Raw genomic sequence first — 26299 nt, 5'->3', positions numbered from 1 at the left:
AGCGGGTCGCCCGGTTGCAAATCTTGCGCGCCATGTAGGCGCGCGCGCCGGTTTGGACAAGCCTGCGCGCCGCGCGCTAGCCGTCGAAGGGCTCGCTGGCGGCGAGCGCGATGCCCATGAAGCCGTCGGCGGTCAGGCTCGCCCCGCCGACCAATGCCCCGCCCACTTCGGGCACGGCGAAGATCGCGGCGGCGTTGTCCGGCTTGACCGAGCCGCCATAGAGGATGCGGACCTCTGGCCCCTGCTCGGCGCCCAGCAGCTCGATCAGCAGCGCGCGGATGACAGCATGCATCTCGCCGATGTCATCGGTGGTGGCCGGGGTGCCGGTGCCGATCGCCCAGAGCGGCTCGTAGGCGATGGTCAGCCGCTCGCCCAGATCGGCGGGGAGCGTGTCTGCGGGCGGGAGCGAGGCCTTGATCTGCTTCGTGACGAAAGCCACGGCCTTGCCCGATTCGCGCGTATCGGCACTTTCGCCGCAGCACAGGATCACCTTGAGCCCGGCGGCAAAGGCGGCCGCCACCTTGGCGCGCACCAGCGCATCGCTCTCGCCGTGCCCGGTGCGGCGCTCGGAATGACCGAGGATCACGAAGCTCGCACCCGCATCGGCAACCATCGCCGCCGAGATGTCGCCGGTGTGCGCGCCGCCGTCCTCGTGGTGGCAATCCTGCGCGCCGACCGCGATCTGTTCGGCCTCGCGGTGGATCGGGTGGATCAGCGTGTAGGGCGGCGCGAGCGCCACCTCGACCTTCATGTGACGCTGTGCGGCACGGTCGATCGCGCGCGCTTCGGAGAGCATCGCGCGGGTACCGTGCATCTTCCAGTTTCCGACGATATAGGGTCGGCGGGTCATGACAAGCTCTGCACTTCCTGCAAATTGAGAGGGTTGGGCCCGGTTTGCGACGATTCTGTTATTGCTGTAGTGCGCCGGGACCGGGTCCGCTAGCCATGGAAGGCACGGCTGTCAAAAGGCTGTGACACCTGTTGCCGCGCGGTCGCAGGGCCTATAAAGCGCGTGTCCGCACCGCACCGCACCCGACGCGGCGCTGCCCCGAATATTGCCGCCCGCCTGCGGTCGGCCCCCTGATGGGACGCTTGAGCACATGATTTCGTTTTTCCGCCGCTTTTTCTCCTCGAAGATCGGCCTGCCTCTGGTTCTTGCCTTTCTGGCGCTGATCGCGGTCGCCTTTGCCGCATCGGACCTCTCGTCGACCAATTTCAGCGGGATTTCGGGCGGCGACAAGATGGCCGTGGTCGGCAGCCGCAACATCCCGCTCACCGACCTGCCGGTCGCGGCGAACACCGCGCTCGACCAGATCCGCGCGCAGAACCCGACGCTGACCATGGCGGAATTCGTCACCGAGGGCGGGCTCGACGAGGTCGTCCGCCAGCTGATCGATCGCTACACCGTGGGCGAATATGGCCGCACCTACGGGCTGCGCGCGGGCGAGAACCTGGTGAACAGCGAAATCCTGAAGATTCCCGCCTTCCAGGGGCTGACGGGTGAATTCGACCCGAAGGCCTATGCCGCCGCGCTCCAGTCCAAGGGCCTGTCAGACCAGACCTTCCGCCGCGATCTCGAAGACGGGCTGATCGAGCAGCAACTGCTCCGCTCGGCCGTGGCCGCCCCGCAGCTCCCCGAAAAGATCGCGCGGCAATATGCGGCGCTGGTGCTCGAGAAGCGCAAGGGCACGATCGCGCTGATTCCGAGCGCGGCGTTTGCGCCCACCGGCAACCCTTCCGAAGCGCAGCTTGCCGCGTGGTACAAGGACAACCGCACCGATTTCATCCGGCCCGAACGCCGCACCCTGCGCTTCGCCGTGTTCGGCAGCGACAGCCTGAAAGTCAACGCCGCGCCCACTCCGGCCGAGATCGCCGCGCGTTACAAGCGTGACGCGGCTAAATACGCCGCGAGCGAGAAGCGCGCCGTGACCACCTTCGTCGTCCCCACGCAGGACGCCGCCAAGTCGCTTGCCGCGCGCGTCAGCGCCGGCACCCCGATCGAGACCGCCGCGCGCGAGGCCGGGTTCACCGCCACCAAGCTCGAGGCGCAAGACCGCGAGACGATGGCGGGCTCCACCAGCTTTGCCTTCGCGCAGAACGTCTTCAAGGCCGCCAGGGGCGCGGTGATCGAGCCCGCGCAGGGCACGCTCGGCTGGTATGTCGCGCGGCTCGATGCGATCGAGAGCACTCCGGCCCGCAGCCTTGCGCAGGCGACGCCCGAGATCACCGAGGCGCTCGCCGGCGAAAAGCGCGCCGCTGCCATCGCGGACCGCGTCTCCGAGATCGAGGCCGATATCGACGGCGGCACCGCGCTGGCCGATGTCGCCAAGGCCAATGGCCTGACGGTCGAGACTACGCCCGCGCTGCTCGCCAACGGGCAGGTGTTCGGCGCGCCCGACCAGAAGATCGTGCCCCAGCTGGCGCAGGTGCTTCAGACCGCCTTCCAGATGGAGGAAAGCGAGCCCCAGCTTGCGCCCGTGGCCGATGACCAGTTCGTGATCTTCGAGGTCGCCAAGGTCGAGGAAGCCTCCGCTCCCCCCCTCGCCCAGGTGCGCGAGGGCGCGATCGCGGGCTGGAAGCGCGCGCAAGGGTCGATCCTTGCCAAGCAGGCGACCGACCGGATTATCGCCAAGGTGCGCGGCGGCATGACACTTGATGCAGCCCTTGCCGCCGAGAAAAAGCCCGGCTTCCAGCTCGAACCGATCGATCTCGAGCGCCGCGAGCTGCTCGCCCAGCAGCGCGGCGGCCGGATCGCTCCGCCGCTGGTGCTGATGTTCAGCATGGCCGAGGGCACCACCAAGCCGCTCGAGGGGCCGAGCAATCTCGGCTGGTATGTGGTCGATCTCGAGGACATCAGCACCCTGCCGCTCGACAACGAGCCCGAGCTGGTCGTGCAGACCCGCCAGCAGCTCGGCGCCTCGCTTTCGAACGAATACCGCCAGCAGGCGACCGCCGCGATGCGCAAGGAACTGGGCGTGACCCGCAACGAGACCGGTATCGCGACGGTGCGCAAGCAGCTCGCCGGCGAGCAGGCGCAGTAAGGCCGGCCTTTCCCGTGAGCCTTTCGTGAGTAGCCCGGCCCCCGCAGGCCTGCCCGAGAACGCCGCCGCCGCGGCCGCCGCGCTCGGGGCGGGCCGCCCGGCGCTGGTGTGGCGGCGCATCATCGCCGACAGCGACACGCCGGTGGGCGCGGCGCGGCGGCTGATCGTGCCCGGGCGCGGCGATTTCCTGCTCGAAAGCGTCGAGGGCGGCGAGGTGCGCGGGCGCTATAGTCTGCTCGGCCTCGACCCCGACCTCGTGTTCCGCGCGCGGGGCGCCGCTGCCGAAGTCAACCGCGACTGGAAGCACGCCCCCGAGGCCTTCGCGCCGCTCGCCGGGGATGCGCTCGCCGAACTGCGCGCGCTGGCGGATGCCTGCCGGATCGACCCCATGCCCGAGGGCCTGCCGCCCGCGCTCGCCTGCCTCGTGGGCTATCTCGGCTACGAGACCATCGGCCTCGTCGAGACCCTGCCGCGCGCGCCCGACAGCCCGCTCCAGTTGCCCGACATGCTGTTCGTGCGGCCGACAGTGGTGCTTGTCTTCGACGGGCTCACCAACGCGCTCTTCGCGATCGCTCCGATCTGGGAGGCAGCCGACCCTCACGCGGCGGTGGAACGCGCAGGTGAGCGGATCGATGCGGTCCTGAGTCAGCTCGGCGCACCGATGCCGGCGATGGGAACCGAGGCGGTGCCGGACTCCCTTCCCGACCTCGCGCCGGTGATCGCGCCCGAGGACTACAAGGCGATGGCGCTGAAGGCCAAGGACTACATCCTTGCCGGCGACATCTTCCAGGTCGTGCTGGCCCAGCGCTTCACGTGTCCCTTCACCCTCCCCCCGCTGGCGCTCTACCGCGCGCTTAGGCGTGTGAACCCCTCGCCGTTTCTCTATTTCCTCGATCTGCCCGGCTTCGCGCTGGTGGGCTCCAGCCCGGAAATTCTGGTGCGCGTCCGGGAAGGCGAGGTCACCATCCGCCCCATCGCCGGCACCCGACCGCGTGGGAGCACGCGCGAGGAGGACATCGCCAACGAAGCCAGCCTGCTCGCCGATCCCAAGGAGCGCGCCGAGCACCTGATGCTGCTCGATCTTGGCCGTAACGATGTCGGCCGCGTGGCGGCGGCAGGGACGGTCGAGGTGACGGGCAGCTTCACCATCGAGCGCTACAGCCACGTGATGCACATCGTCAGCAACGTCGTCGGCGAGCTCGCGGGCGACAAGGACGCGCTCGATGCGCTGTTCGCGGGCTTCCCGGCAGGCACGGTCTCGGGCGCGCCCAAGGTCCGCGCCTGCCAGATCATCGCCGAACTCGAGCCCGAGACGCGCGGGGCCTATGCGGGCGGCGTGGGCTATTTCGCGCCCGATGGCTCGCTCGACAGCTGCATCGTGCTGCGCACCGCGGTGGTCAAGGACGGGGTGATGCACGTGCAGGCGGGCGCAGGGATCGTCGCCGATTCGGACCCCGATTACGAGCTCGCCGAATGCCGCGCCAAGGCCGGCGCGCTGATCGCCGCTGCGCGTGAGGCGGTGCGGGTCGCGGGCGAGCCGGGGTACGGCCAGTGATGCGCATCGCTCTGGTCCTCGCCGCCACACTGGCGCTCGCCGCCTGTTCGCAAGCCCCCGCGGGCGAGGCGCAGGTCAAGGTCAAGTTCGACGGCTCGGACGCCGAGGAACCGCTCGCTGCGCCGACCGCGACTGCCGAACCGCAAGCCCCTTCGGCCTGCGAGGCGGTGCAATTCGAAAGCGTTCCCCTCACCCACTGCATCGCCGATCCCGCCCGGCACAGCATCGCCATGGCGAACCTCGGGCCGGACAAGCAGCCCTTCGGCTCGCTCGGCGCCTTCGCCGCCAGCGTCGATCCCGCGACCATCGCCTTCGCCGTCAACGGCGGGATGTACGGCGATGACCTCAAGGCGATCGGCTATTACGTCCAGAACGGCGAGCGCCTGAAGGAGCTGAACCGCGCGGATGGTGAGGGCAATTTCTACATGAAGCCCAACGGCGTGTTCTTCGGCACCGGCACCAAGTGGCAGGTGCTGGGCAGCAACACCTTCTTCAACACCGTGGGCGACCGCCCGCAATTCGGCACGCAGTCCGGCCCGCTGCTGCTGGTCGACGGCAAGCTTCACCCCGAAGTGCAGGACGACGGCCCCTCCAAGGCGATCCGCAACGCTGTGGGCGTCGATGCGGGCGGGAAGGCGCATTTCGTCATCTCCGACGCGCCGGTGAGCTTCGGCCAGCTCGCGCGCTATTACCGCGACGTGCTGAAGGTGAAAAACGCCCTCTACCTCGACGGGGCGATCTCTTCGCTGTGGGAACCGGCGAAGGGCCGCATGGACAAGGGCAGGGTCGGCCCGATCATCGTGGTGACGAAACGGGAACCCAAGGCGGAGGCGACACCGGAATGATCCTCGTCATCGACAATTACGACAGCTTCACCTTCAACCTCGTCCATTACCTGATGGAGCTGGGGGCGGCGGTGCGCGTCGAGCGCAACGATGCGCTGACCGCCGCCGAGGCGATCCGCACCAATGCGGCCGGGTTCCTGATCTCGCCCGGCCCCTGCACACCCAACGAGGCGGGCATCAGCCTCGATCTGGTCGGGGCCTGCGCCGATGCGGGGAAGCCCCTGATGGGCGTGTGCCTCGGCCATCAGGCGATCGGGCAGCATTTCGGCGGGACGGTCCAGCGCGGCGGGCTGATGCATGGCAAGACCTCGCCGGTGACGCATGACGGGACAGGGGTGTTCGAGGGGCTCCCCTCCCCCTTCATCGCCACGCGCTATCACAGCCTCGAGGTGGTGAACGTGCCGCCAGAGCTCATCGCCAACGCCCATGCCGAGACCCCCGGCGCCGACCACCCGAGCGTCATGGGCTTCCGCCACGCGAGCCTCCCGATCCACTCGGTGCAATTCCACCCAGAGAGCATCGCCACCGAGCACGGCCACGCCCTCCTTGCCAATTTCGTGAAGCTGTGCGGGCTCGAGCCGGTGCTGCCCGCGCGGGCCACCGCATGAGCACTCTCCCCGACATCACCGCACCCCTCAGCGAGGCCGAGGCCGAGGCGGCCTTCGGCACGCTGCTCGACGGCGCGCCTTCGGAAGACGAGATCGCCGACTTCCTCGTCGCCCTCTCCGCGCGCGGCGAGACGGCGGACGAGATTGCGGGCGCGGCGCGGGCGCTGCGTGCGCGGCTGATCCCCATCGCCTCGCCCGAGGGCGCAATCGACGTGTGCGGCACGGGGGGCGACGGGCATCATACCTTGAACGTCTCGACCGCGGTGAGCCTGGTGGTCGCGGCCTGCGGCGTGCCGGTGGCGAAGCACGGCAACCGCGCGGCCAGCTCGAAAGCGGGCGCGGCGGACACCTTGGAGGCCCTCGGGCTCGACATGGACGCCGCCGGGCGCACGGCGGAAAAGACCCTCGCCGAGATCGGCATCTGCTTTCTTTTCGCCAGGAACCACCACCCGGCGATGGCGCGCATCCAGCCCATCCGGGTGCGGATCGGCCAGCGCACGATCTTCAACCTGATGGGCCCGCTCTCCAATCCCGCGGGCGTCGAAAGCCAGCTGATCGGCATCGCCCGGCCCGCCTATGTGCCGATCTATGCCGGCGCGATGGCGCGGCTCGGCACGGGCAAGTCGCTGATCGTCTCGGGCGACGAGGGCCTCGACGAACTAAGCCTCGCAGGCGGCAACGAGGTCGCGGTGGTGACCGGCAATGCCTTCACGATGGAGCGCATCGACGCCTCCGCCGCGGGCCTCCCCCATGCCCCCATCGAAGCGATCCGGGGCGACGACGCCAAGCACAACGCCGCCGCGCTGAAGGCGCTCTTGATGGGCACCCCCGGCCCCTATCGCGACGCGGTGCTGTTCAACGCGGCCGGAGCGCTGACCGTGGCCGGGCGCGGCGCGGACTGGCGCGAACGGGCCGCGATGGCCGCCGAGGCGCTCGATTCGGGCGCGGCGCTGGCATTGCTCGAACGCTGGATCGCGCTGGCGAAGTGACCCGCGCTCAGGCGCGCTCCATTGCCCAGACATCGTTCGAATATTCGAACTGCCATTCGCCGCCGATCTCGCGCGAGTATTTGCCGCCGGTGAGATACATCCGCGCGCCATCGGTCCATGTGGCGACGCCGCCGCGCGGGCTCCACGGTGCTTCGACCCGGTCCCAGCTGCGCCCGTCCGCGGTGACGATCATGCTGCTGGTGAACCCGCCCGAACGGTTCGCGCCGACCAGCCACAGCTTGCCGTCGAACATCTGCGGACGGAAACCGACCGGATCGGGCGTGCCGACTCGCTCCGCGATGCGCTCCCAGCTTTTTCCATCGGCGGTGGCCCAGACCTCGCTGTTGGACCGTTCAGAGCCGGGCATGCCGTCGATCGCGCCGCCACCGATCAGCAGCAGGCGGTCGCCCATCACTGCCGCCGTCGGCTGCGCGCGCGGCGACCACGGTGGATCGGGCATGCGCTCCCATGCGATCCCATCTGAGGAGCGCCATACCGCGTTGCTGAGCGCCTGCCCGTCGAAGCCGCCGAGAATCCAGAGATGATCATCGAAACTGGCATGGCCGTAGAAGATCACGGCAGGCAGGTTGTCGGCCTGACGCATGGTCCAGGCGCGGTAATCGGCGGTTGCGGCGATCACCGGATCGATCTGGAAGTCGAGATAATTGCCGGTGTGACGGCCCAGCGCCACAGCCCCGCCGCGGTGCTGAAGCGTGCCGAGATAGGCCGAATTACTGCCGCTCGGGGGGAGCGACTCGCGGGTCCACTCGGCCCCGTCACGCGAAGACCATGTGCCTTGGGGATGGAGGGCGACAAACCGGCCGTCTGGCACGGCGTGGACAGGGTAGTTGTAGGACGTCGGGAACGCGGCTGCCTTGGTCAGCTGCCGCCAGCGATAGCCCGCCGCTTCGGGCGGCGCGGCGCCGACTGCCGCCTTCTGACACGCCGCAATCGCGGCGGTCGCGAGGAGCGCCAGACTGTCGCGCCGCGAGAAGGACTCGGTGAACGCCATGGCCTGAAGAATCTGCTTCTTGGCAATGGGTGTCAATGGGCCCTGCATTGCGGCGGTTGCCCCCGGCAGGACCATCGGCTAGCTGCCGGGTCCGATGAACAAGCTCGAGGAAATCTGCGCGACCAAGCGCGAGGAAGTCGCCGCCCGCAAGCCCGCGACCACCATCGCCGCGCTCGAAGCCGCCTCCGCCGCGCAGACGCCGCCGCGCGGGTTCGAGGCCGCCCTGCGCGCCCGCGCCGCCACAGGCTTCGCGCTAATCGCCGAGATCAAGAAGGCCAGCCCCTCCAAAGGCCTGATCCGCGCCGACTTCCGCCCCGCCGAACACGCCAAAGCTTACGAAACGGGCGGTGCCGCGTGCCTCTCGGTCCTCACCGACGCGCCCTATTTTCAGGGGCACGAGGGCTTCCTCGTCGAAGCCCGCAATGCCTGCGCCCTGCCGGTGCTGCGCAAGGACTTCATGGTCGATCCCTGGCAGTGCCTCGAAGCGCGCGCGATCGGGGCCGATGCGATCCTGATCATCGTCGCCGCGCTCGAAGACAGCGCGATGGCCGAGATCGAGGCCGCCGCGCGCGAGCAGGACATGGACGTGCTGGTCGAGGTGCATGACGAGGCCGAGCTGGAGCGCGCGGCCCGCGTGCTGCAATCGCGCCTGATCGGGGTCAACAACCGCGACCTCAAGACCTTCACCACCTCGCTCGCCGTGACCGAGCGCCTCGCGCCGCTCGCGCCCGCAGGCACGCTGCTGGTGGGCGAGAGCGGGATCAACACCCACGCGGATTGCGAGCGACTAGCGCGCGCGGGGGTGCGCACCTTCCTCGTCGGCGAAAGCCTGATGCGGCAGGACGATGTGGCGGCGGCGACCTCGGCGCTGCTGGCGGGCGCGGTCTGAGCCAATACGGGCTCTGTCCTACACGCATCAAATCGGGCAAGAGTGAGCGCATGACCCACCCCGCCCCCTTCTCCTCCGCCGCCCCAGCAATGGTCACCGCGGGGCCCGGTTTTCCGGCTCTGGACAGTGTCTCACGTGTCTCCAACATGGGGATGCAGTCAGCCTCGGAGGCTTGAACGTGAACGGCGAGAGCACGCGACTCACCCACCTCGACGACACCGGCGCGGCGCGCATGGTCGACGTCGGCGGCAAGGCCGCTACTGAGCGCCGCGCGGTGGCAAGCGGGCGGATCACCATGGGTCCGGACGTGCTCGCCGCGATCCGGGAAGGCAACGCCCCCAAGGGCGACGTGCTCTCGGCCGCGCGCATCGCGGGCATCATGGCCGCCAAGCGCACCGGCGAGCTGATCCCGCTATGCCACCCGCTGGGGCTGGAAGCAGTCAACATTGACTTCGCCTACGAAGCCGATGCCATCCGCGTCACCGCCACCGCCTCGCTGACCGGCAAGACCGGGGTCGAGATGGAGGCGATGACCGCTGTCTCGGTCGCGCTGCTGACGATCTACGACATGGCCAAGGCGCTCGACAAAGGCATGGTGATCGAGGGCGTGCGCCTCATCGCCAAGAGCGGCGGCAAATCGGGCGACTGGAAGGCGCTGGCTTGAGCGAACTGCTGGGTCTCGAGGAGGCGCAGGCGCGGCTGCTGGCATTGGCGCCGCGGGTGCCGCCGGAGACAGTGGCGGTCGAGGCCGCGCTCGGCCGCCACCTCGCCGAGGACGTCCGCGCCGCGCGCACCCAGCCTCCCGCCGACCTCTCGGCGATGGATGGCTATGCGCTCACGCCCGGCGAGGGCCCGTGGCAGGTGGTGGGTGAGAGCCGCGCGGGCGCGCCCTGGTCTGCGCCGCTCGCTCCCGGCGAGGCGGCCCGCATCTCGACCGGTGCAATCGTGCCCGAGGGTGCAGACCGGGTGCTGCTGCAGGAGGATGCGGTGCGGGAAGGCGAGAGCCTCACCGCCGCCGCGCTGCTGCCGCCAGGTCGCCACATCCGCCGACGCGGCTTCGACTTCGCCGCGGGCGACCTGCTGCTGGCGCGCGGCACCTGCTTGACCCCGGCCCGCCTCGCGCTCGCGCTGGCGGGCGGGCATGGTGCGGTCACCGTCCCCCGCCGGCTGCGGGTGGCGGTGATGGACTCGGGCGACGAGCTCGCAGCCGATCCGGCCGCCTGCCTGCCGCACCAGATCCCCGCAAGCAACGCCGCGATGATCGCCGCGATGCTCAGTCCCCTGGGCTGCGAGGTGACGCGCATCGGCCCCGTGCCCGATGACCGCGCTGCTCTCGCCGCCGCACTGGCGCAGGCTGAGGGCGCGGACATCCTCGTCACCTCGGGCGGGGCGTCGGTGGGCGATCACGACCTCATCAAGCCCGCGCTCGCCGAGTGGGGCGCCGGAACCGCCTTCTGGCGGGTCGCGATCAAGCCGGGCAAGCCGCTGCTGGTGGCAACGCGCGGCTCTCAGGTAATCCTCGGCCTGCCCGGCAATCCGGTGTCGAGCTTCGTCACCGCCTTCTTCTTCGCCCTGCCGCTGGTGCGCGCCGCGATGGACGATCCCGACCCGCTGCCGCGCGCCATCGCCATGATCGCGGGCGAGGACCTGCCACCGACCGAGCGCCGCCGCGAGTTCCTGCGGGGCGTTGTCGAGGGAGACCGCGTGCAGCTCGCCGGATCGCAGGACTCCTCGGCGCTCTCGGCGCTGGCGGCGGCAAATGCACTGATCGACCGGCCTGCTGGCTCGGCGGCGGCCCGGGCCGGAGAAGCGGTGCAGGTTTTCCTGCTCCGAAATGGCTGAATTGCGCGGGTTTGCTCTGGGAGGCGCTTGACTCGCGCGAACGGGTTGCCTAATTGTTCCTTGTTCGTTCACCTTAATGGCGGAACGGCAAGTGCAGACTACGCACCGGGGCCTGATGCGAACAGGCAGGTGCCTCTTGGCGCACGCAAGGGATTGGCACGCTTCGCCCTGACCGGGCGCGGCGTGAGTGCGACCACAGGAGAATTGACCAATGCTGACTGCCAAACAGCACGAGCTCATCCAGTTCATCCAGAAGCGTCTGGAGGAAACCGGCATCTCTCCAAGTTTCGAGGAGATGAAGGAAGCGCTCGATTTGAAGAGCAAGTCGGGCGTGCACCGGCTCATCTCCGCGCTGGAAGAGCGCGGCTTTCTGCGCCGCCTGCCCAACCGGGCGCGGGCGCTCGAGGTGATCCGCGAACCGGGCGATACCACCCCTGCCCGCGCGGCTGCGCCCGCGGGTGACAACGTGGTGGCCATGCCCGCCCCGGCGACGCGCATTGCCGAACCGGCCAATGATGTGATCGAGCTGCCGCTGCACGGCCGGATCGCGGCCGGTGCCCCGATCGAGGCATTGGAAGGCCAGTCGACCTTGCCGGTCCCGGCCGCGCTGCTCGGCCCGGGCGAGCATTACGCGCTCGAGGTTTCGGGCGACTCGATGATCGAGGCCGGCATCTTCGACGGCGATTTCGCGCTGGTCCGCCGCACCAACACCGCCCGTGACGGGGAGATCGTGGTCGCGCTGGTGCGCGGCGAGGAAGCGACGCTCAAGTATCTGCGTCGCGAGAACGGGCAGGTGCGGCTCGACCCGGCCAACGCGACCTATGATCCGCAGTTCTACCGCCCGGACGAGGTCGAGGTGCAGGGCAAGCTGGCCGGGCTGCTGCGCCGCTATCACTGAGGTGTGGCTCTGGCCGGAGCCGGGGCGACGGGGCGCACCGGCCTCGCCCGCGGTTCCGGCTCCCGCCACCAGCCATGCTCGCCCTGCCCCTCGGCGACGGTGGTGATCCGCTCGGCGGCGAGGTTTATGGCTATGCCGCCCGATCGCTCGAGGAACCGCCGATCGGCCTTGAGCCAGCGCGGGCGGCACGATCGGGGCAAGAAGCGTTCGGCGACGACGATGTCGGCCTCGGCGCAGGCCGCGGCAAGCGCGCGCTCCTCCACCTGGGCCCGTCCGCGGCCGAGGAGCAGCACCCAGTCGCGCTTGCCCCGCGCGATGGTGAGGGTGCAGAAGGCCGAGGTGCAGCGCGCATCGGGCCAGTCGGCGATCGGAACGGGATCGGCACCGACCCCGGCGAGCTCCATCAGGTTGTCGCGGGTGTAGGACGAGCGGCTGTCGCGTAGGGAGACGAGCCGCAGCGTACCCTCGGCCACGCGCACGGTGATCCCGACCTGCTGCCCGTCGCCCGCCACGAGGATGTCGGGAACCGGAGTCAGCGCTACCATCACGCTCGCCGCGGCGACCGGCACAAGCCCTGCAAGCCGCGCCCTCCCGCGCCACAGCGCAAGCCACAGGCCGCCGCTCGCGAACAGCGCGACCGCAAACCCGCTGATCTGCGGCATCAACCGCACCGCGCCGGCCTGACCGGCGGTGAGATGCGCGATCCCCAGCAGCAGCGCCAGCGCGCGCTCGACGAGCCACCAGAACGGCCAGCCTGCGCCCACGAGGTCGAACACCAGCGCCAGCGCTATCAGCGGCATCGCCACGAAGGTCACCAACGGGATCGCCACCACATTGGCGAGCGCCCCATACATGCCGGCACGGTGAAAGTGGAACAGCACGATCGGCATCAGCGCCAGCTCGATGACAACGCCGGTCGCGAACAGCATCACCACCCGCCGCCCGGAGTGCATCCACCACGGCTCCTCGCGGTGAGCGAGGAAGGCCGTCACGGGCGCGCTGTTCGACAGGGCAACGATCGCGAGTACCGCGGCGAAGCTCATCTGGAAACTCGGCCCGATCGCGCTCTCTGGCCAAAGCAGCAGAACAAAGCCTGCCGCAACCGCCACCATCCGCAAGGACAGCGCCTCGCGCCCCAGCACCAGCGCGCCGAGCACCAGCAGCGCGGCGACGCAGCTGCGCACGGTGGGCACCTCGGCCCCGGTCAGCAGGGTGTAGGCGATCCCCATCAGTGCGCCCGCCGCCGCCGCCACGATCGGCAGCCGCACCCGCAAGGCGAGCGCAGGCCACAGCGCGAGCAGGCGCAGCACCGCGAAATAGGCCGCTGCGATCACCGCGCTCACATGCAGCCCGCTGATCGAGAGCAGGTGAGTGAGGCCGGAGTCGCGCATCGCCACCTCGTCGGCCTCGGCAATCCCGCCGCGGTCACCGCTGGCAAAGGCCGCCGCGATCGCGCCCGGCGATCCCGGGACGGCCGCGCGAACATGGGCGGAGAGCGCCCGCTGCCAGCGCGCCAGCCCCTCGCCCTCGGGCGCGGGGGTGACCAGCGTGAGCCCGCCCACCAGCGTGCCCGTCGCCGAAAGCCCCTGGAACCACGCCGCGCGGGCGAAATCGTAGCTCCCCGGCAGCATCGGCGAGGCGGGCGGCATCAGCCGCGCGCGCAGCCGCACGACCGCGCCCTCGGCCAGCCCCGCGGGCGGCCCACCCTTGCCGAGCGCCGCCAGCGGCACGTTCACCCGCACCTTGAGCGCCCGCCCGGCTTCCGCATCGCGCATCGCCAGCGTGAGGCGCAGGCGCTCTTCGGCGGGCTGGTCCTCGCGCTCCAGCACTCGCCCCTCGATCAGCACCACCGCCGGGCGCGCGATCGGAACGGCGCCGACGATCGCGGAGCGCGCCCATACCGTGCCGATTCCGAAGGCGAAGACCAGCGAACAGACCACCACTGCCAGCCTCAAGTTCGCGCGGGTCTCGTCCGCCGCGCTGCCCGGCGGCCAGAGCGCCAGCGCGGCGAGCGCCGTGCCCGCGCCGCCGGCCATCACCGCCAGCCATTGCCATGGGTGTGGGAGCGCGAACCAGGTGATGATGCCACCCGCAAAGACCACCGCGAGCCACGGCGCGCGCTCGAACCCGGCTTCGGCGAGGAAGCGCTCGGCTGCATCGGCAAGACCTGCCCCGCCCCCGCGGATGCTGGACAAGCCGCGCGCACTTTGCCAAGGGCGCGGACGCGGATCGGGGGCGGCGTCCGGTCCGCCCGGATCCCCCCCCATCGGAATGATCGGCACATCGCGCATCGGCATGCCCCCACAGCCGGCCGGTTCCCGTCCAAGCCGTTCGAAGTGAACAGGAATTGAAAGCCCATGGCAAGCGAAAGCAGCACTCCCGCAGGCGAGGTCGTCACCCGCTTCGCGCCCTCGCCGACCGGCTTCCTGCATATCGGCGGCGCGCGCACGGCGCTGTTCAACTGGCTCTATGCCCGCCACCACGGCGGCCGCACGCTGCTCAGGATCGAGGATACCGACCGCAAGCGCTCCACGCAGGAGGCGATCGACGCGATCATCGAGGGGCTCGCGTGGATGGGCCTCGACTATGACGCCCCCCCGCTGTTCCAGTCCGACCGTGCCGAGCGCCATGCCGAGGTCGCGTGGCAGCTGCTGAAAGCGGGCCATGCCTACAAGTGCTTCGCCACCCCCGAAGAGCTCGAGGCGATGCGCGAGGAGCAGCGCGCCCAGAAGAAGCCGCTGCGCTATGACGGGCGCTGGCGCGACCGCGATCCCTCGGAAGCGCCCGAAGGCGCGCCCTTCGTCATCCGCCTCAAGACCCCCGAGGACGGCGAGGTGACGATCCGCGACCGCGTTCAGGGCCCGGTGACGGTCAGGAACGAGGAGCTCGACGACTACATCATCCTGCGCGCCGACGGCACGCCGACCTATATGCTCGCGGTGGTGGTCGACGATCACGACATGGGTGTGACCCACGTCATCCGCGGTGACGATCACCTGAACAATGCCTTCCGCCAGTTGCCGATCATCCGCGCGATGAACGCCATCGAGGGCAATTGGCCCGATCCGGTCTATGCCCACATCCCGCTAATCCACGGCAGCGATGGGGCGAAGCTGTCGAAGCGCCACGGCGCGCTGGGCGTCGAGGCCTATCGCGACGAGTTCGGGATCCTGCCCGAGGCGCTGTTCAACTACCTGCTGCGGCTCGGCTGGGGTCACGGGGACCGCGAGGAGATCACCCGCGAAGAGGCGATCGAATTGTTCGATCTGGCCGGCGTCGGCAAGAGCCCCTCGCGTTTCGACATGAAGAAACTCGAAAACCTGAACGGCCATTATCTGCGCGAGGCGGATGACGCGCGCCTGGCTGCGCTGGTCGCCGCGCGGATCGGCGAGCATGCCGATGCGGACCTCCTCGAGCGCGCCATGCCGGTGCTCAAGGTGCGTGCGAAGAACCTCAATGAAGTAGTTGAAGGCGCTGACTTCCTCTTCGCAAAGCGGCCGCTTGAAATGACCGAGAAGGCCGCCAGCCTGCTCGAGGGCGATGCGCGGGCGATTCTGCGAAAGATTTACGAGGCCCTCAGGGCCGAAAACGACTGGACAAGCGAGGCACTCGAAGCCACTACCAAGGCGCTCGCCGAGGCGGAAGGGTTGGGCCTTGGCAAGCTGGCGCAGCCGATGCGCGCGGCGCTGACCGGGACGACCACGTCACCGGGAATTTTCGATGTTCTGGTCCTGCTCGGCCGAGACGAGGCGCTGGCCCGGCTCGACGCGCAGGCCGCCTGACACTCGGCCTGAAACAGGGCGACCGGCGGGGGCCGGAATTGAAATTTTGGACAGGAGACAGATCTTGGCAGACAAGACGGCGAAACTCGAAATCGGCGGCCAGACGCACGAATATCCCGTGCTCGCGGGCAGCACCGGCCCCGACGTGATCGATATCCGCAAGCTCTATGCGCAGACAGGCGCCTTCACCTTCGACCCGGGATTCACCTCGACCGCGAGCTGCGAGAGCGCGCTCACCTATATCGACGGCGACGAGGGCGTGCTGCTCCACCGCGGCTATCCGATCGGCCAGCTGGCCGAGGATTCGAGCTTCATGGAAGTCAGCTACCTGCTCCTCAACGGCGAACTGCCGAGCAAGCAGACGCTCGACGATTTCACCTACACCATCACCCGCCACACCATGCTGCACGAGCAGCTGATGACCTTCTACCGCGGCTTCCGCCGTGACGCGCACCCGATGGCGGTGATGTGCGGCGTGGTCGGCGCGCTGTCGGCGTTCTATCACGACAGCACCGACATCTCCGATCCGCAGCAGCGCATGATCGCCTCGCACCGGCTGATCGCCAAGATGCCGACGATCGCGGCGATGGCCTACAAGTATTCGGTCGGCCAGCCCTTCGTCTATCCGGACAACTCGCTCTCCTACACCGGCAACTTCCTGCGCATGACCTTCGGCGTGCCGGCCGAGCCCTATGTGGTGAACCCGGTGGTCGAGCGCGCGCTGGACCGCATCTTCATCCTCCATGCCGACCACGAGCAGAACGCCTCGACCTCGACCGTGCGGCTCGCCGGTTCCTCGGGCGCGAACCCGTTCGCCTGCATCGCGGCGGGCATTGCCTGCCTGTGGGGCCCGGCGCATGGCGGCGCGAACGAGGCCGCGCTCAACATGCTGCGCGAGATCGGCACGCCCGATCGCATCCCGCACTATATCGAGCGCGCCAAGGACAAGAACGATCCGTTCCGCCTGATGGGCTTCGGCCACCGCGTCTACAAGAACTACGACCCGCGCGCGACGGTGATGCAGAAGACCGTGCGCGAGGTGTTCGAGAGCCTCAAGGTCACCGACCCGCTGTTCGAGACCGCGCTGCAGCTCGAAGAGATCGCGCTGAACGATCCCTACTTCATCGAGAAGAAGCTGTTCCCGAATGTCGATTTCTATTCGGGCATCATCCTATCGGCGATCGGCTTCCCGACCACAATGTTCACCGCGCTCTTTGCCCTCGCGCGCACCGTGGGCTGGGTGGCGCAGTGGAACGAGATGATCTCGGACCCCGGCCAGAAGATCGGTCGCCCGCGGCAGCTCTACACCGGCCCGACGCAGCGCGATTACGTGCCGCTCGACAAGCGCTGAGCGCCAGCACGCATTGGACACGGCAAGGCCGCCGGTTCCCCTCGGAACCGGCGGCCTTCGCTTTTCTCGGCGTCAGGCGGCGGGCAGTTCCAGCGTGAACAAGGCGCCCCCGCCCGGCGCGCTCCCGACCGTGAGCGTGCCTTCCATCGCTGCGGCGAGACGGCGCGAAATATAGAGGCCCAGGCCCGAACCGCTGTCGCGCCCCCCGTCGCTGTCGCGCCCGAGGCGTTCGAACTTGTCGAAGATGCGTTCCGCCTGCTCGGGGGAGACGCCCGGCCCCTCGTCGGCCACGCTGATGGCAACCGTGCTGTCTCCGGAGGCGAAGGCGCTGATCGTCACCGTGCTCGATGCGGGCGCATAGGCGATGGCATTGCCCACGAGGTTGATAAGGATCTGCAGCACCCGCCGGAACTCGGCAGAGGCGATCGCCGTCCCAAGCTCGCCCTCGACCACCAGTTGCGTATCGCGGTTGTGCGCCCGCACGCCGAGAATGCCCGCAGCGCGCTGGGCCGCGTCGGCAAGATCGACCGGCTCCTTGATGGTGGCAAAGCCCGGGGTCTCGACCACTTCGAGATCGGCAAGGTCATCGAGCATGGCGGCAAGGTGCTGCCCGGCGCTGGCGATAGTGCCGGCATATTCGCTGTATTCGTCGCGCAACGGTCCCGCAAGGCGCGCGCGCATGGTCTCGGCATTGGCGATGATCCGCGCGACCGGCTGGCGCAGCACCGGGGTAAGCGCGGTGCCGACGAGCCGGGTGGGCGAGGTTTCTAGGGGGCCCTCGGCTTCGCCTTCGGGAGCGGTGTCGGCGAGCGGCTCCTCGGCGATCAGCAGCAGCTCGAAGCCCGAGGGGCTCTGCACATCCGCGCCAAGCGGGATCAGACGCACCCGCCAGCTGCGCGCCGAGCCCGCGAAGCGGCACGCTGCGCCGTCGAGCAGCCGCCAGTGCAGCGGCTGGTGATGGGTGATGTCGGTGAGTTCGACCAGATCGCTCCACACCGTCCCGGGCGCGGCCATCGCCGCTGCCTCGAGCCCGGCGGCATCGTGCGCGCGAGCACTGAGCACTTGCAGCCGCTGGCGCGCATCGAGCCGGGCGCTGACCTCGGCCGTAGCGCGGTCGATCGCATCGATCCGCTCGGCGAATTCGCGCGCGGAGGGCGGGGTCAGCGGGCTGCGCTGCCAGTTCTCGACCAGCACCTCGCAGCCGCCCCCCTCGTCCTGCGCGAGAGGATGGATGCGCGCGAAGCCCGAAACCTCCGCATCGCCGTCGAAAGCGGAAAAGCTGCGCGCGATCCTGAGGCCCAGCGCGCGGGCCTGCCGCACCAGCGCGAGCAGTTCGGGGATCGCAAGGATCCCGGGCAGATCGCCCCCGCAGCGCTCCTGCAGGTCCGCGAGCGGCGCATCGGCGCTCAGTAGCCGGCCCTGCGCATCGGTCAGGCCGTAGGCGCCAACGAGGGTATCGGTGCGACCGGGCATGTTCATCACAGCGGCCGGTCGGCAGCAAGCAGCGCGGCGGCGCGCGCCGGGGTCAGCGCGGCGAGCGCGGCGGGGAGCAGCGCGGCAGGCTCGGCCAGCACCACCTGGCGCTCGATCGCGGGCGCGCCAAGGCCCGAGGCGCGCAGCAGCAGCGCGAGCCGCAGGCCTTGCCCCTCGTGACAGGCCAGCACTGTATCGGCGCGCGGGACGCGGGTTTCGTTCGCGAGTGCCGAGGCGAACAGCGCCAGGCCCGCATGGTCGAGCGCAAGCGCGGCCACCGCGCCGCGGCGCATCGCAGCCACAAGCCGCGCCAGAAGACCGAGCCGCGAGGTTGCCTCGTCATACCCCGCCTGCAACTCCGCCAGCCCGGTGCTGTCCGGCGCGCCGGTTCGGGCCCGGGCCAGCAGGGCATGGAACAGTTCCGCCGGCAGTTCGCCGAGCGGCAGTTCCATCCGCCGCTGGCTCTGGACGAAGCGCGACTGCGCGGCGAGCGTCGTCATCGCCAGCGAAGCGACGGCGGGGTCTTCGGCGGCGATGAGTTCCTGAAGCAGCGGGCTCAGCACGGGATCGATCCCGTGGCGCTGCTGGAGGCGGTCGGCCACCAGCCCCTCGGTTGCGAGGGCATGGCAGTGGGCGAGCAGCGCCTCATCGCCCCTCAGGTTTTCGGCAAGGGCATCGAGCGCGGCAGCGTCGCCGCCGGGCGGGCGAACGGCGGGATCGCGCCCGGCCTGCGCAGCGAGCAATTGGGCCGCGATATCGAGGATCATGCCGCGCACTCGCGCAAGGATCGCCTCGCTGACAAGGCTCTGCGCCTCCGAACCCAGCAAGTGACGCAGAACAGGGACGACCGCCGTCAGCGCGCGGGCCTCGCGCGCGAGCCCGCCGCGCAGGATCGCCTCGACAGCATCGTCGGCGGCAAGGTCCATCGTGTCTTCGCGCATCGTCCTTCGGGCATAGCGCCGCTATAGTTAAGGACGGGTTAGATCATTCCTCGGGTCCGCGCAGCAGCAAAGCTGCACATAGCCCCAAGGCGAGACAGGCCAGCAATGGTGCGAGCAGGCCGAGGCCGGCGGCAAGCGCGAGAAAAAGGAGCAGGCCCGCACGATCCGAGGCGGCTGCGGCCAGCGTCGTGTCGCGCCCGCGCGCCGCAAGCCGTGCCAGCGCATAGGCCACGGGGCCGAGCACCGCGAGCGGCTCCCTGTCGGGACAGGGTGCAAGCGCAAACCACAAGGTCACGCCCGCGAGCAGGTCGCAGGCGCCTGTCAGCACCCTGCCCGCGCGCCCTCCCCTCGCCTCGCGGCGCAGGCGTGCCGCGAGCAGGGTGAAGGCTTGCGCAACCTCGACAGCGAACAGGCCCAGCCCCGCAAGCGCGAGGCCGATCGCGGCAAAGCCGAGCGCTGCGGCCAGCACGCCGCCGAGCAACAGCACCAGCGCCGCTGTTCCGGCAATCACCGGTCCCTGCTCGAGCCCGCGTGGCACCAGTGCCCGCACCGCTGCCGAAGCGAGCGCGCGCGCCGGTGCGCGCCAATCCGCGGGCGGCGCGGCCGCCGCTACCAGCGCGTTCTCGTGCCGCTGTGTGGCGGCAGCGCTATCGGCCAACAGCCAGGTTTCGGGCACCAGCTCGCGCGCAGCGAGCTCGCGGGTCGGGGTGCCCGACTGGAGCGCTAGGCGCAGCAGCAGCGAGACCGCGTCGGCATCGGCGGGGAAATCGGCGAGGCGCTGCGCCGGCGCGCCGCGCATCACCAGCACCCCGCCCCAGTGGCGCTGCGCATCGATGCGCTCGAAATCCTCCGGGTGCGCCGCGGCCAGCGGGTGATCGGCGGGAATGGTGGCCACCATGCGCTGGAGGTCGCTGCCTCCCCCGCCCGTGAGCGCGCGCACGACCGCCGGGTCGGGCACCAGCCCGTCGGCAAGGATCACGAGATCGTCTTCCGCCCGCACCAGCGCGGGGATCGCCGCCAGTCCGCGCAGCGCGTGGAACTGAACGCCCCGCCCTTCGAGCATGTGCTGCAGATCGAGCACCGTCCCTCCTGGCGTTTCGGCCAGACACAGCACCCGCTCGCACCCGAGCGTCTGGAGCAGCGCCGCCTGCCACGCGACCACACTGCGCCCGGCAAGCGGGAGCGCGGCACGCAGAGCGCCGTCCTCGCTGTGGCGCAGCGCGGCGATGAGGCCGATGCGCATTGGGCTTGCTCCTCCGCTTGCCGTTGCTCCGGCAAGGAGGCTTGGCCGGTTCGGCGCGGCGGTTCAAGCGCGGCGGCGGGCGTTGCCCCCAAGTGCGGGGCGGCGCAGCGCGGGGGCGCTCAGATACGGTTGGGATCGGGGGTGCGGCTGCGCGCGAAGCGGGCGATCACCGCCTCCACCTCGCGGATCGCCATCGGCTCGCCGGGGGCGGCATGGAGCGCGATCTCGGCGGCCTGGAGCAGGTCCTCGGCGTGGAAGCTGGCGGCAAGGCCCTTGAGCCGCATCGCCGCGACGTGCCAGTTGCCATCGCAGCGCGCGCGCTTCAGCAGATCGAGCTGCTTGGCCGCACTGTCGAGAAAGGCGCTGCGCAGCTCGCGCAGCAGCGCGGCATCATCGCCGGCCGCGGCCGCGAGGGTCGCATCGAGAGCTCCGTGATTGAATGCCATGACCGCAGGAATAATCCGGATTGGTTAAAGCGGGGTTTATCCCGAGTCGGGCTGTGGTATGAAGGGGCATGGCAGGACGGCATCAGATGCGCGCCTTGGGGCGCAAGAGTGGCGGCGAAAGCACGGGCGAGACGACGCTTCCCGAGACCGATGACAGCGGGGAACCACTTGAATTGTCGGACACCTGGGTCGACGAAGCCGAGCCCGAGGACGCTTTCGGCACGCCCCGCCCCTCGCTTCTCGCCAAGACGGCTCCGTATCTGGCGGTGCTGGCGGTGGCCGGATGGAGCGGTTTCTTCGTCTGGGCGAACCTAGCCGCGATCGAGGCCGGTGCGGCGCCCGCGCAGTGGGCGCAGTGGATCGTGATGTGGGCCGTGCCGGTCGCATTGGTCGGTGTGCTCTACCTGCTGGCGATGCGCTCCTCCCACGCTGAAGCGCAGCGCTTTGCCGCGACGGCGGCCGCGATGAACCGCGAGAGCGCAGCGCTCGAGGCCAAGCTCAAGGTGGTCAACCGCGAGCTCAGCCTCGCGCGCGAATTCCTCGCTGCCGAATCCCGCGATCTGGAAGCCCTCGGACGGATCGCCGCCGAACGCCTGTCGACCCACGCGGGCGAATTGCAGGCGCTCATCAGGAACAACGGCGCCGAGGTCGAAACCATCGCGGCCACCAGCGAAACTGCGCTCGGCAACATGAACCGGCTGCGTGACGATCTGCCGGTGATCGCCAATGCCGCCCGCGATGTGACCAATCAGATCGGCAGCGCCGGGCGCGAGGCCGAGGACCGGCTGGCGCGCCTGACGAGCGGCTTCGAACGGCTCACCGCGGTCGGCGCCGAGAGCGAGGAACAGGTCGCACGGCTCGGCGAGAATGTCGGCACGACGCTGTCAGGGTTCGAGGCCCAGCTGGTGCGGATCGAAGCACTCGTCGCGCAGCGCTTTGCCGCGCTCCAGTCCGAAGCCGAAGGTTACCGGGCGGCGGTCGGCGCGCTCGAGGAAGAAGCGATGGCCGCGCTGCGCGAGCGTGCGGGGACCGCTGCCAGCGAGGCCGAAAGCACCGCGGAGCGCCTGCGCGAGGCGACCGAAGGGGCCGCAGCGCGCTTTTCCGAGACGATCAAGGCCCTTCACGACGCGATGCTCGAGAAGCTGCGCCTCGTCGACGAGCTTGACCGCACGACAAGCGCGGCTGCCGCCCAGCGCATCGTCCAGCTGCGCGACGAGGCCATGCGGTTCGACGACCACCTCGAAGCCCGCAACCGCAGCTTCGACGAGCAGATCGAGCAGCGTCAGGCCGCCTTCGAAACGCGCGAGACGCAGGCCGGCGAAGTGCTCGCCCAGCGCCTTGCCGCCCTCGACGATGCGCTCGCACAGCGGCGCGATGCGCAACTGGCGGAAATCGAGAAACTCGTCGCTCAGGGCGAGGCCATGACCGAACGCGTCGCCGAGCTCACCCGCGCCGTCGGCGAAGCGGGAGCGGCCGGTGAAACCGCGAGGACCAATCTCACCGACGCGCTTGAAGGTCTGGCCCGGCAACTCGATGAAAAGCGGGCCGCGCTCGCCGCGACCGATGCCCAGATGGCGCAGCTCACCGACAGCTCGGTGCGGCTGCTCGAGATCCTGCAATCGGGCGCGCGTACCTGCCGCGAGGACCTCATCGGCGCGATCGGCGGGGCCAATTCCGCGCTCGAGACTGTCGAGACGCGCGCCGACAAGGTCGCCGCGCTGATGCTGCGTTCGACCCAGGCGGGCAGCGACTTGTCGGATTACCTGCTCCAGACCCGCGACGGCATCGACGCCGCCGAAGTCGCCATCGCCGGCTTCAAGTCGCGCCTTGCCGAGGAGACCGAGGACGTGCTCGCCCGCCTGCAGGGCCTGCGCGGCGGCTTTGCCCGGCTTGCCGCGGAAAGCGGGGCGCTGGTGCAGGAGACGCAGGACGCCTTGCGCGAGAACCTCGCCGCGCTCGAAACCGCGATCACCGGCGCCTTCGCCACGCTCGACACGGGCGCGCGCGAGCGGATGCTGGCGCTGGCGGGCAGGCTGGGCAGCGAGGCGGTCGAGGCGCTCGAACGGGCGCTGCGCAACGAGACCGCGGCGACCATCGGGGCGCTCGAGCAGTCCGCCGCCCATGCCTCGGGCGTCGGGCGCGAGGCGGCGATCCAGCTGCGCGACCAGCTGGTCAAGGTCAACGAACTCACCGGCAATCTCGAACAGCGCGTCACGCGCGCGCGCGAGCTGGCCGAGGAGCAGGTCGGCAACGACTTCGCGCGGCGCATGGCGCTGATCACCGACAGCCTCAACTCGGCCGCGATCGACATTGCCGGCGCTCTGTCGAGCGAAGTCGCGGACACGGCGTGGGACGCCTATCTCAAGGGCGACCGCGGGATCTTTACCCGCCGTGCGGTGAAGTTGCTCGATGCGGGCGCGGCCAAGGAGATCGCCGCGCTCTACTCCGCCGACGAGGCCTTCAAGCTCAACGTCAGCCGCTACATCCACGATTTCGAGGCGCTGCTGCGCCAGACGCTCTCGACCCGTGACGGGCATGTGCTGAGCGTGACGATGCTGGGCTCGGACATGGGCAAGCTCTACGTCGCGCTTGCCCAGGCGATCGAGCGCTTCCGGACTTAACCCGCCGAAGCGGGCGGCTTGGGCAGAAAGTCGATGTCCGCCGCCGTGATCCAGCCATAAGTGAAGTTGGCGATGAACAGCGCGGTCAGCACCGCGGCGACCACCGTCGCGCGCAGCGCCAGCCTGCCCGGCCGGAAATTGACCGGCGCACTGTCGGCCTGCCCGGGCACCTTCTCGACCCCCGCCTCGTCGGCGGTGCGCACGCCGAAGGGGAGCATGATGAAGGCGCTCATCACCCAGAAAAGGAAGTAGATCGCAAGGATCGAGGTGATCTGCATCAGGCAGCGGCCCCCGGCATCACCACGCGCACCTGCGGCTTCTTGCCCGACCAGCGCTGCGCGGCACGGCGGGCGGCGAGGCGCGCGGCCTCGCGGATGGCGGCTTCGTCCTTCGCATCGCGGCCCTTGAGCCGGCCGATCGCCTTGAGCACATCCTCGGCCGCCTCGGCGAGGAATTCGGGCAGGTCCTCGTCAAGCGGCAGGCCGATGGCCTCGATCACCGGGCGGCTCCCGCGGGCCAGAACCACCACCAGCACGCCCTCGCCCGCGATGCGGCGGCGCATGGTGATGGCATCGCCATCGGCGGGGGCGATGATGTCGCCATCGAGCACCAGACGCCCGGCGCGCACCTCGGCGAGTTTGCCCGGCTTGCCCGGCGCGAGGCGGACGAGGTCGCCGTTCTTCTGCACCACGTTATGCGGGATGCCGCTGGCCTTCCCGACACGGGCCTGTTCGGCCATGTGGCGGATCTCGCCGTGGACGGGGACGAGGATCTCTGGCTTGAGCCACGAATAGAGCGCCTCCAGTTCCGGCCGCCCGGGGTGGCCCGAGACGTGGATCAGCGCCTGCCGGTCGGTCACCATCTGGATGCCGCGTGCGGCGAGCTGGTTCTGGATCTTGCCAATGGGGATCTCGTTGCCCGGGATCTGGCGCGAGGAGAACAGCACGACGTCGCCTGCGGTGAGCTCGATCGGGTGGTTCATGTCGGCCATCCGGCCCAGCGCCGCGCGCGGCTCGCCCTGCCCGCCGGTGGCGAGGATCAGGATTTGCCCGCGCGGCAGACCCATCGCAGTGTCGAAATCGACCGGCGTGGGGAAGTCCTGAAGATAGCCGTTGTCCTGCGCCACTTCGATGATCCGGTCGAGCGAACGACCCGCGACACAGATCTGGCGCCCGGTCTCGCGCGCGACCTCGCCCAAGGTTTGCAGCCGTGCGACATTGCTCGCAAAGGTGGTCACGACCACGCGCTTGCCTGTGTGGCGCGCGACCTCCTCCATCAGCGCCTTGTGCACCGCGCCCTCGCTGCCCGAGGGGTTGGGATTGAACACATTGGTCGAATCGCACACCAGCGCCAGCACGCCTTCAGCGCCGATTTCGCGCAGTTCTTCCTCGGTGGTGGGCTCGCCGATGATCGGGTCATCGTCGAGCTTCCAGTCGCCGGTGTGGAAGATGCGCCCGTGCGGGGTGTCGATCAGCAGCGCATTGCCCTCGGCGATGGAATGCGCAAGCGGCAGGTAGGTGATGGTGAAGGGGCCGAGTTCGATCTGGCCGTGGTCTTCCTCGATAATATTGAGTTCGACCTGCCCCAGCAGCCCCGCCTCTTCGAGTTTCCGCGCCACAAGGTCTGCGGTGAAGGGCGTCGCAAAAAGCGGGACGCCGAGGTCGCCGGCGAAATAGGGCACCGCGCCGATGTGATCCTCATGCGCGTGCGTGAGGACGATGCCGAGCAGGTCCTTGCGCCGCTCCTCGATGAAATCGAGATCGGCGAAGACCAGCTCGACCCCGGGATATTCGGTGCCCGAGAAGGTCATGCCGAGATCGACCATGATCCACTTGCCCTGGCAGCCGTAGAGATTGACGTTCATGCCGATCTCGCCCGATCCGCCGAGGGCCAGGAACAGCAATTCGTCTTCGGGGGTGTAATCGTTCTTCACAATGTCTCTTATGTTGCGCGCGCTCAGGCGGTTTCGGCCTGGCGGGCGAGGATGGCGAGGCCATCGAGGGTGAGGTCGGCGTCGACGTGGTCGAAGATGTCGGTCGCGTCGTCGAACAATATGGCGAGCCCGCCCGTGGCGACAACCTTGGCGGGGCGGCCGATTTCACTCTTCATCTTGGCGACCATGCCTTCCATCATCGCGACATAGCCCCAGAAGACTCCGATCAGCATCTGGTCTTCGGTGTTGCGGCCGATGACGCTGCGGCTTCCGGGCGCGCGGATGGCGATGCGCGGGAGCTTGGCGGTCTTGCCGACCAGCGCATCCAGGCTGAGGTTGATCCCCGGCGCGATCGAGCCGCCCTTGTAGGCGCCGGTGTAATCGACCGCCTCGAACTTGGTCGCCGTGCCGAAGTCGACGATGATCAGGTCGCCGCCATACTTGTGGTGCGCCGCAAGGATGTTGAGCGCGCGGTCGGCGCCCAGCGAGGACGGCTGATCGACATCGATCTCGAACCGCCAGCGCGCGGTGCCCTGTCCGGCAAACAGGGGCGTGATGCCGAAATACTTCTCGCACAATACGGTGAGGTTGTGGTCCGCGCGGGGCACCACCGAGGCGACAATGATCTGCGTGATCGCGTCACGCTCGACGCCCTCGATCTTCAGGAGCTGGAGCAGCCACACCGCATATTCGTCCCCCGTGCGGCGTGGATCGGTGGCGATCCGCCAGCGCGCGCGGGTGGTGTGGGTGCCGTCAGCGTTCAGGTCGAACAGCGCGAAGACGACATTGGTGTTCCCGACATCGGCGGCGAGCAGCATGGGTCTGGATCC

General features: G+C 69.5%; 22 protein-coding genes. 12 read left to right on the top strand and 10 right to left on the bottom strand.

What is annotated here, in order from left to right; all coding sequences use genetic code 11:
* Positions 1 to 76 precede the first annotated feature (76 nt).
* A complete protein-coding gene (tpiA, locus tag AX708_RS16670; protein WP_066533188.1) occupies positions 77 to 850 on the bottom strand; it encodes a triose-phosphate isomerase in 774 nt (257 codons plus the stop codon).
* A gap of 250 nt (positions 851 to 1100) precedes the next feature.
* On the opposite strand from tpiA, the gene AX708_RS16665 reads away from it, so the two are divergent.
* The 5 genes from AX708_RS16665 to trpD are packed head-to-tail and all read left to right on the top strand — an operon-like array spanning position 1101 to position 7038.
* On the top strand, positions 1101 to 3041 hold the full coding sequence (locus AX708_RS16665) for a peptidylprolyl isomerase (RefSeq protein ID WP_066533185.1): 1941 nt from the start codon (positions 1101 to 1103) through the stop codon (positions 3039 to 3041).
* A gap of 25 nt (positions 3042 to 3066) precedes the next feature.
* A complete protein-coding gene (locus AX708_RS16660; protein WP_233999672.1) occupies positions 3067 to 4596 on the top strand; it encodes an anthranilate synthase component I family protein in 1530 nt (509 codons plus the stop codon).
* Positions 4596 to 5441 carry a phosphodiester glycosidase family protein gene (locus tag AX708_RS16655; protein WP_066533183.1) on the top strand — a complete coding sequence of 282 codons (846 nt, stop codon included), beginning with the start codon at positions 4596 to 4598 and terminating at the stop codon, positions 5439 to 5441. Before AX708_RS16660 ends, AX708_RS16655 begins: the two co-directional genes overlap by 1 nt.
* Positions 5438 to 6049, top strand: a complete 612-nt coding sequence (locus AX708_RS16650) for an aminodeoxychorismate/anthranilate synthase component II (RefSeq protein WP_066533182.1) — start codon at positions 5438 to 5440, stop codon at positions 6047 to 6049. Before AX708_RS16655 ends, AX708_RS16650 begins: the two co-directional genes overlap by 4 nt.
* Entirely contained in the window at positions 6046 to 7038 is a 993-nt protein-coding gene (gene trpD / locus AX708_RS16645; RefSeq protein WP_066533181.1) for an anthranilate phosphoribosyltransferase, read from the top strand. The genes AX708_RS16650 and trpD overlap by 4 nt, the downstream gene beginning before the upstream one ends.
* A gap of 7 nt (positions 7039 to 7045) precedes the next feature.
* On the opposite strand, the gene AX708_RS16640 is transcribed toward trpD, so the two are convergent.
* The gene (locus tag AX708_RS16640) at positions 7046 to 8050 is read right to left on the bottom strand and encodes a hypothetical protein (RefSeq protein ID WP_067490461.1); all 1005 of its coding nucleotides are present in this window, start codon (positions 8048 to 8050) and stop codon (positions 7046 to 7048) included.
* Between the two features lie 94 nt (positions 8051 to 8144).
* Between AX708_RS16640 and trpC the strand changes: the two genes are divergently transcribed.
* The 4 genes from trpC to lexA all read left to right on the top strand — a co-directional run bounded on the left by trpC (position 8145) and on the right by lexA (position 11679).
* Positions 8145 to 8939 carry an indole-3-glycerol phosphate synthase TrpC gene (gene trpC / locus AX708_RS16635; protein ID WP_066533178.1) on the top strand — a complete coding sequence of 265 codons (795 nt, stop codon included), beginning with the start codon at positions 8145 to 8147 and terminating at the stop codon, positions 8937 to 8939.
* Positions 8940 to 9171: 232 nt separating this feature from the next.
* The gene (gene moaC / locus AX708_RS16630; RefSeq protein WP_067490491.1) at positions 9172 to 9603 is read left to right on the top strand and encodes a cyclic pyranopterin monophosphate synthase MoaC; all 432 of its coding nucleotides are present in this window, start codon (positions 9172 to 9174) and stop codon (positions 9601 to 9603) included.
* Positions 9600 to 10781 (top strand): molybdopterin molybdotransferase MoeA, encoded by a 1182-nt coding sequence (locus tag AX708_RS16625; RefSeq protein ID WP_082747242.1) that lies wholly within the window; start codon positions 9600 to 9602, stop codon positions 10779 to 10781. Before moaC ends, AX708_RS16625 begins: the two co-directional genes overlap by 4 nt.
* A gap of 211 nt (positions 10782 to 10992) precedes the next feature.
* Positions 10993 to 11679 (top strand): transcriptional repressor LexA, encoded by a 687-nt coding sequence (gene lexA / locus AX708_RS16620; RefSeq protein WP_066527632.1) that lies wholly within the window; start codon positions 10993 to 10995, stop codon positions 11677 to 11679.
* Here the strand turns inward: lexA and AX708_RS16615 are convergent.
* Complete coding sequence (locus AX708_RS16615; RefSeq protein WP_197425982.1) at positions 11673 to 13874, bottom strand: ComEC/Rec2 family competence protein; 2202 nt, start codon at positions 13872 to 13874, stop codon at positions 11673 to 11675. The genes lexA and AX708_RS16615 overlap by 7 nt on opposite strands.
* Before the next feature lie 162 nt (positions 13875 to 14036).
* Between AX708_RS16615 and gltX the strand changes: the two genes are divergently transcribed.
* Entirely contained in the window at positions 14037 to 15461 is a 1425-nt protein-coding gene (gene gltX / locus AX708_RS16610; RefSeq protein ID WP_066527622.1) for a glutamate--tRNA ligase, read from the top strand.
* A gap of 64 nt (positions 15462 to 15525) precedes the next feature.
* Positions 15526 to 16812, top strand: a complete 1287-nt coding sequence (locus AX708_RS16605; protein WP_066527615.1) for a citrate synthase — start codon at positions 15526 to 15528, stop codon at positions 16810 to 16812.
* Positions 16813 to 16884: 72 nt separating this feature from the next.
* Here the strand turns inward: AX708_RS16605 and AX708_RS16600 are convergent, their stop codons facing one another.
* The 4 genes from AX708_RS16600 to AX708_RS16585 form a co-directional block, all read right to left on the bottom strand.
* Complete coding sequence (locus AX708_RS16600; protein WP_066527613.1) at positions 16885 to 18291, bottom strand: sensor histidine kinase KdpD; 1407 nt, start codon at positions 18289 to 18291, stop codon at positions 16885 to 16887.
* Positions 18291 to 19226 (bottom strand): hypothetical protein, encoded by a 936-nt coding sequence (locus AX708_RS16595; RefSeq protein WP_066527612.1) that lies wholly within the window; start codon positions 19224 to 19226, stop codon positions 18291 to 18293. Before AX708_RS16595 ends, AX708_RS16600 begins: the two co-directional genes overlap by 1 nt.
* A 43-nt stretch (positions 19227 to 19269) precedes the next feature.
* Positions 19270 to 20469, bottom strand: a complete 1200-nt coding sequence (locus AX708_RS16590; RefSeq protein WP_066527610.1) for a hypothetical protein — start codon at positions 20467 to 20469, stop codon at positions 19270 to 19272.
* 119 nt (positions 20470 to 20588) lie between these two features.
* A complete protein-coding gene (locus AX708_RS16585) occupies positions 20589 to 20915 on the bottom strand; it encodes a hypothetical protein (RefSeq protein WP_066527604.1) in 327 nt (108 codons plus the stop codon).
* Positions 20916 to 20983: 68 nt separating this feature from the next.
* Between AX708_RS16585 and AX708_RS16580 the strand changes: the two genes are divergently transcribed.
* On the top strand, positions 20984 to 23536 hold the full coding sequence (locus AX708_RS16580) for an ATPase (RefSeq protein ID WP_066527601.1): 2553 nt from the start codon (positions 20984 to 20986) through the stop codon (positions 23534 to 23536).
* On the opposite strand, the gene AX708_RS16575 is transcribed toward AX708_RS16580, so the two are convergent.
* From AX708_RS16575 to AX708_RS16565, 3 genes are all read right to left on the bottom strand, one after another.
* Positions 23533 to 23814 carry a DUF1467 family protein gene (locus tag AX708_RS16575; protein WP_066527600.1) on the bottom strand — a complete coding sequence of 94 codons (282 nt, stop codon included), beginning with the start codon at positions 23812 to 23814 and terminating at the stop codon, positions 23533 to 23535. The two genes, AX708_RS16580 and AX708_RS16575, sit on opposite strands and share 4 nt — an antisense overlap.
* Complete coding sequence (locus AX708_RS16570; protein ID WP_066527639.1) at positions 23814 to 25400, bottom strand: ribonuclease J; 1587 nt, start codon at positions 25398 to 25400, stop codon at positions 23814 to 23816. The genes AX708_RS16575 and AX708_RS16570 overlap by 1 nt, the downstream gene beginning before the upstream one ends.
* 92 nt (positions 25401 to 25492) lie before the next feature.
* Entirely contained in the window at positions 25493 to 26287 is a 795-nt protein-coding gene (locus AX708_RS16565) for a type III pantothenate kinase (RefSeq protein WP_066527598.1), read from the bottom strand.
* Positions 26288 to 26299: the final 12 nt, after the last annotated feature.

This window comes from Erythrobacter sp. CCH5-A1 (assembly GCF_001557115.1).
Taxonomy (GTDB): Bacteria; Pseudomonadota; Alphaproteobacteria; order Sphingomonadales; family Sphingomonadaceae; genus Erythrobacter.
Note: the sequence above shows the minus strand (reverse complement) of the source record. Positions and strands in the feature narration are given on the sequence as shown.